The sequence below is a fragment of the Halobiforma nitratireducens JCM 10879 genome, from assembly GCF_000337895.1.
GTDB classification, from domain to species: domain Archaea; phylum Halobacteriota; class Halobacteria; order Halobacteriales; family Natrialbaceae; genus Natronobacterium; species Natronobacterium nitratireducens.
In genome coordinates this window covers 1-4,802 of record NZ_AOMA01000087.1, presented here as the reverse complement: position 1 = coordinate 4,802, position 4,802 = coordinate 1, and the positions used below count along the sequence as shown (strand labels likewise).

Genomic DNA, 4,802 nt, shown 5'->3' with positions numbered 1-4,802 from the left:
AGATGTGTATAAGAGACAGCAGCAACAGTGATTATTGCCCCGTCGAAACCCCCCACCGATGGTCTCGCTCTCGGTCGATCCGTCGACGTTGTTGCTCGAGTTCGTCGCCGGTGCCGTCCTCGGCGGTCTGGTGGGGTACGGAACGAAACGCATCGCGAAAGTGCTCGCGATCGTCCTCAGCGTGCAACTGGTGGTGTTTCGATACCTCGAGTCACAGGGTATCGTCGTGGTCGACTACGACCGGCTCACGGCTGGCCTGGTCGGTGCCGGGGAAGAGACCCGAGCCGCAGGGGCCCGGCTCCAGACCCACTGGTTCGACTCGGTGCTATCTGTGGTCCCGATCGCCGCGGGGTTCGCGAGCGGGTTTCTGATCGGGTACCACCGCGGGTAGAAGGAAGCCGGAACGGACGTGGAAGACGAAACGGAAGCGGGGGATCACCGGGCGATCGTCTCGCGTGTCGTCTGTCGGACGACGCGCCACAGGTCGGACACTGCGTCCGTAGCGCTTCGTGCCGTCGTGTCCCGCTATCGCGTCTTCAAATCGTCCTTGTCCTTGATGATCTCCGTCTCGGCCTCGCCGCTCGAGTGTTCGTTGACGACGTCGTAGAAGTCGTTTTGCATCCCTGCCGGGAACGTGACGACGCCGATCCAGGAGCCGTCGGGCTGCCACTCCTCGCGCTCCAGGTCACCGAACTGCCGAATCTGGGCCTGTGCGCTGCCGGCGTAGTCGGCGGGCACCTGGACTGCGATGGTCACTTCCTCGAAGCGGATCGGAATGACCGGCCGCAGGGCGTCGAGTGCGTCGTCGACCTGACTCTCGACCGGTTCCATCGGATCGACGGTGAACCCAGCCTCCTCGAGTGCGTTCTCGATGCGCTCGGGCGGGTGGGGCGCGTTGTCCATCTGTGGATTGACCGCGTTTCGCGCGATGGTGTCGATCAACTGCTTTCGCTTTTGTTCTTGCATCTCACGGCGCTGCTCGGCCGTGATCTGGATCTCGCCTTCCTTGATCACTTCCGGGATGATCTCGAGGGGCTCTGTCGTGTCGAAGACCTTCTCGAGGTCGTTCTCGGCCGGACGGTCACCGCGGGAGGCGTCCTCGAAAACGTCCTCGGCGGCGATAACGTCCTCCAGGTCGCCCTCGAACTCGTCGCGTTTGATGTCCAGCGCCGCGTCCGGATCGACCAGTACCTCGAAGCGCGCCCCGTGTGACTCGAGTCGCGCCGTCACCGCCTCGTCCAGGGATATCATACCGGTGAGTTCCGTCGGACGGGTAAAAGAGCTTTTCCTGACGTTCGACGGACGGGACGGGTTCGACGGTCGGACCGGCGGAACCGCAGTATCGACGGAAATCCCGACAACGATGCTCGCTGCTGCCGGACGATGTCGATCCAACGTCGATGCGAAACGGTGTCCATCCAACGCCGTCGCTGGTCGGACACAGCGAGTCGCGCTCGAGAACGGGGAGCGCGAACGGCGACGCGAACGCGAGTAACCGTCGGAACTCCACCCGACGGTTCGAATTCGAACGACTCGATTACGTTATTCGTCTTCGGTCTCTTCGGGGTCCTCGAGCAGGTCGTTCTCCTCGAGGTGGCTCTCGATCCGGTCTTTTTCGAACTGCTCGAAGCGTTCGGACTCGACGTCGATCGTCGCGATCCCGACTTCGTTGGGGAGCAAGGAGCCCTCGTTGACCGACGCGAGGGCGTCGAGGGCAAGCGAGATGCCGCCGTCGAGGTCGGCCTCCTCGTCGTAGTTCTCCTCGAGGTAGTCCTGGAGGTCGCCCCGATCGGCACCGACGGCCAGGGCCTTCCACTCGTAGGGGGTCCCCGAGGGGTCGGTCTCGAACAGACGCGGTTCGCCGTTGTCGATGCCACCGACGATCAGGGCGACGCCGAACGGACGTGCGCCGCCGACCTGCGTGTACTGCTGGATGTGGTCGGTGACTTCCTTGGTCAGCGTCTCGACGCCGATCGGCTGGCCGTAGCGCAGCTGGTTGACCTGGGCCTGGCGGCGCGCAAAGTCGATCAGCTGGCGGGCGTCGGCGACGTGGCCGGCGCTTGCGATGCCGACGTGGTCGTCGGCCTTGTGAATCTTCTCGACGCTCGAGTCCTCGAGCAGCGGGGAGGGAACTCGTTTGTCGACGGCCAGGACGACGCCGTCCTGCGTTCGAACGCCGATACTTGCCGTACCTCGCTTGACCGCCTCGCGGGCGTACTCGACCTGGTAGAGTCGGCCGTCCGGCGAGAAGATCGTGATGCCTCGGTCGTACGCCTGCTGTTGGGCTTGTCCCTGCATAGTATCACGCTAAATCGTAATCGAGGTCTGTCGCGCCCGCGAACGACTCGTCTGGGAGTCGCACGTCCGCAGATCCATCGCCGTTGCGAACGACGGCGACTCGCTCCTCGTTCCCGAACACGACGTTTCTCTCTTCGGATTCTTGCCGGCCGCGTCCTAAATAGTTTTCTTCAGCGGCACGGATCGTGCCACTGATACCCTGGACCCGAATTCCGACGGGAGAGTCGTCTATCTCGTCGATACACGCCAGGGCCGCTCGAGCCGACTCGGTTTCTCCCCGGCGGACCTTGACCAGCGCGTGGCCGGTTCCGTCGGCGAACGCGAACCTGACGACGGTCAGATCGGCCGCTGCGCTGCCCGGATCACCAAGCAGGTTCTGGCCCGCGTACCACAACTCGCGCTGGAACGCTCGTCGACCGACCTCGGCGTCGGGCCAGGACTCGAGGGCGACGGCGAGGTAGCGCCAGCGTGGCCGGAGGTGTTTCGGGAGGTGTTTCATCGCAGCACCGGGTTACTCGTCGCCGGTCTCGACCCGTCCGCGCTCGGCGACCAACACGCCGACCTGCTCGTGGACGCGCTCGACCGCCGTCAGCGAGAATCCGGCGTCGGTAAAGGCGTCCGCAAGGGTGCCGACGGTCGCCGGATCGTCGACTTCGGGCGAGTAGAATGGCTCGTCAGGGTCGGGCTCGCCGAAGAACATCACGTCACCCAGCACGAACCGGTTGGGCTCGAGATCGGCGATGACGTCGATCGCGTCCCGTTTTTCGTCGTCCGAGAGGTGATGCATCGCGAAGTTCGAGGTGACGACGTCGACGTCACCCTCGTACTCCGGCTCGCGGAAGGTGCCGTAGTCGAAAGCGACGTTCTCGAGTCCGCGGTCGTCGGCCTTCTGCTCGGCTTCGTCCATCATTCCCTCGCTGATGTCCCGGCCGACGACGCGGTCGGCGTCCGACGCGAGCGCGATCGCGATCGCACCCGTGCCGGTCCCGAGATCCAGCACGATATCCGAACCGTCGGGATCGGCGCGTTCGATCACCAGGTTCGCACAGGCACGGTACTCGTCGGATTTGGACTCGTCGTACTCGTCGGCTTCCTCGTCGAATCGGGCGGCATGCTCCTCAATGCTTTTCTTCATACCTGCCCCGTTCGACCCCCGGCTCAATGAACGACTCGGACTGGACGCGCCGGTTGCGTTCGGCGAGCCGACCCCACTCCGCGAGTCCGTCCTCGACGAACTCACCGGGGAGCCCGATCCGTTCGCCAAGCGCCGCTAGCTCCCGGGGCGCGCGAAACTCGAGGTGTGACGTCGGCGTCGCGCTCACGACGTGGGGCGTTCCGTAGTGGTCGACGATCTCGTAGAGTTTCCGCAGCCCCTGAATCTCGCGGACCCGGCCGCCACCGTGCTCGCCGAGGACCCGCGAGAGGTCAAACTCGAGACGGACCCCGTTCTCGAGGGCTGCCTTCGCGAGCACGTGGTTGACATCGCCGTCGTCGGCCATCGGGTGGGAAAGTACGTCGACCTTGTCGTTTTCGACGGCGAAGCGGTTCATCGACGTGGTGCCACCGGAGACCGCGACGATCGTCTCGTCGGTACGGTAGTTGCCGACTGCGCCGCTTGCCTCCTGAGGATCGTCGGTTCGAACTTCGACGCCCGCGACGACGTCGACATCGTACTCGTCCCGAATCCCGTCGGGATCGTACTCCGCCCGAGCGTCGGCACAGTTTCGCACGACCACGCCCTCGTAGCCGTAGTCGGCTGCCGTCTTGGCAAGTCTCGCGACCGTACTCGCTCCGGCCGGACGGGCGTGGACGGCCTCGTACATACTCGAGATGTCTCGGGGAGACGACTTGTGGGTTGCGTCATCCGACGGCGGAAGCGAGACGGACGGGTCCGGACGACAGGGCCGAAAACGAGTCGGCGTCAGCTGTCCGCGACGGTAAACGCCTCGAGTTGGCCGTTGAGATCGGCTGCGGTCTCGGAAAGCGACTGTGCCGCACCGGCGATCTCCGAGACCGTCGCGGTCTGTTCCTCGGCGGCCGCGGCGACGCTGCTGGTTTCCTCGAGGGTCTGTTCGCTTCGCTCGGTCGCCTCGTCGACCATCGTCACCACCTGCTGGCTGGTACGGGCCTGCTCGTCCGTCGCGTCGTTGATCGACTGGACGCCCTCGTTTGCTTCCTGGACGCCGTCGGCGATCTCCTCGAGAACCTCGAGACTCTCCTCGATCGTCTCCGCACCGTCGACGACCTCCCGTTGCATCGTACCGATCTCGTCGACCGCCTCCTGGGCCGACTCCTGGAGATCACCGACCATCGCTTCGATCTCACCGGTCGCCTCGCCGGTCTCCTCGGCGAGGGACTTGATCTCGCTTGCGACGACGGCAAACCGGCTCCCATCGCCGGTCGCGCGGGCAGCCTCGATCGACGCGTTGACCGCCAGCAGGTTCGTCTCCTCGGCGATCTCGTCGATGAGCGTGACGACCTCTGTCACCTCAGCCAGTTCCTCG

8 protein-coding genes are annotated in these 4,802 nt (G+C 64.9%); 2 read left to right on the top strand and 6 right to left on the bottom strand.

Annotation, left to right across the window (positions count from 1 at the left end; genetic code table 11):
• Window positions 1-58 precede the first annotated feature (58 nt).
• Window positions 59-391, top strand: coding sequence for an FUN14 domain-containing protein (locus C446_RS08700; protein WP_006672715.1), 333 nt, complete (start codon window positions 59-61; stop codon window positions 389-391).
• Between the two features lie 134 nt (window positions 392-525).
• On the opposite strand, the gene C446_RS08695 is transcribed toward C446_RS08700, so the two are convergent.
• On the bottom strand, window positions 526-1,251 hold the full coding sequence (locus C446_RS08695) for a ribosome assembly factor SBDS (RefSeq protein WP_006672714.1): 726 nt from the start codon (window positions 1,249-1,251) through the stop codon (window positions 526-528).
• A 4-nt stretch (window positions 1,252-1,255) separates the two neighbouring features.
• Here C446_RS08695 and C446_RS08690 point away from each other — a divergent pair, with 4 nt between their 5' ends.
• A complete protein-coding gene (locus C446_RS08690) occupies window positions 1,256-1,495 on the top strand; it encodes a hypothetical protein (protein WP_006672713.1) in 240 nt (79 codons plus the stop codon).
• A gap of 47 nt (window positions 1,496-1,542) precedes the next feature.
• Here C446_RS08690 and psmA read toward each other — a convergent pair whose 3' ends face one another.
• The 5 genes from psmA to C446_RS08665 all read right to left on the bottom strand — a co-directional run.
• On the bottom strand, window positions 1,543-2,298 hold the full coding sequence (gene psmA / locus C446_RS08685; protein WP_006672712.1) for an archaeal proteasome endopeptidase complex subunit alpha: 756 nt from the start codon (window positions 2,296-2,298) through the stop codon (window positions 1,543-1,545).
• Window positions 2,299-2,302: 4 nt separating this feature from the next.
• Window positions 2,303-2,797, bottom strand: a complete 495-nt coding sequence (locus C446_RS08680; RefSeq protein WP_006672711.1) for an Rpp14/Pop5 family protein — start codon at window positions 2,795-2,797, stop codon at window positions 2,303-2,305.
• A 12-nt stretch (window positions 2,798-2,809) separates the two neighbouring features.
• Entirely contained in the window at window positions 2,810-3,433 is a 624-nt protein-coding gene (locus C446_RS08675; protein ID WP_006672710.1) for a class I SAM-dependent methyltransferase, read from the bottom strand.
• A complete protein-coding gene (locus tag C446_RS08670; protein WP_006672709.1) occupies window positions 3,417-4,121 on the bottom strand; it encodes an RNase P subunit p30 family protein in 705 nt (234 codons plus the stop codon). The genes C446_RS08675 and C446_RS08670 overlap by 17 nt, the downstream gene beginning before the upstream one ends.
• Window positions 4,122-4,219: 98 nt before the next feature.
• Window positions 4,220-4,802, bottom strand: a 583-nt coding sequence (locus tag C446_RS08665; RefSeq protein WP_006672708.1) for a methyl-accepting chemotaxis protein, incomplete at its 5' end; no start/stop codon positions are given.

Excerpts from the sequence above, each read along its gene's own strand:
- C446_RS08695 (WP_006672714.1), bottom strand. The coding sequence starts at position 1,251 with ATGATATCCCTGGACGAGGCGGTGACGGCGCGACTCGAGTCACACGGG.
- psmA (WP_006672712.1), bottom strand. The coding sequence starts at position 2,298 with ATGCAGGGACAAGCCCAACAGCAGGCGTACGACCGAGGCATCACGATC.
- C446_RS08670 (WP_006672709.1), bottom strand. The coding sequence starts at position 4,121 with ATGTACGAGGCCGTCCACGCCCGTCCGGCCGGAGCGAGTACGGTCGCG.
- C446_RS08680 (WP_006672711.1), bottom strand. The coding sequence starts at position 2,797 with ATGAAACACCTCCCGAAACACCTCCGGCCACGCTGGCGCTACCTCGCC.
- C446_RS08700 (WP_006672715.1), top strand. The coding sequence starts at position 59 with ATGGTCTCGCTCTCGGTCGATCCGTCGACGTTGTTGCTCGAGTTCGTC.
- C446_RS08675 (WP_006672710.1), bottom strand. The coding sequence starts at position 3,433 with ATGAAGAAAAGCATTGAGGAGCATGCCGCCCGATTCGACGAGGAAGCC.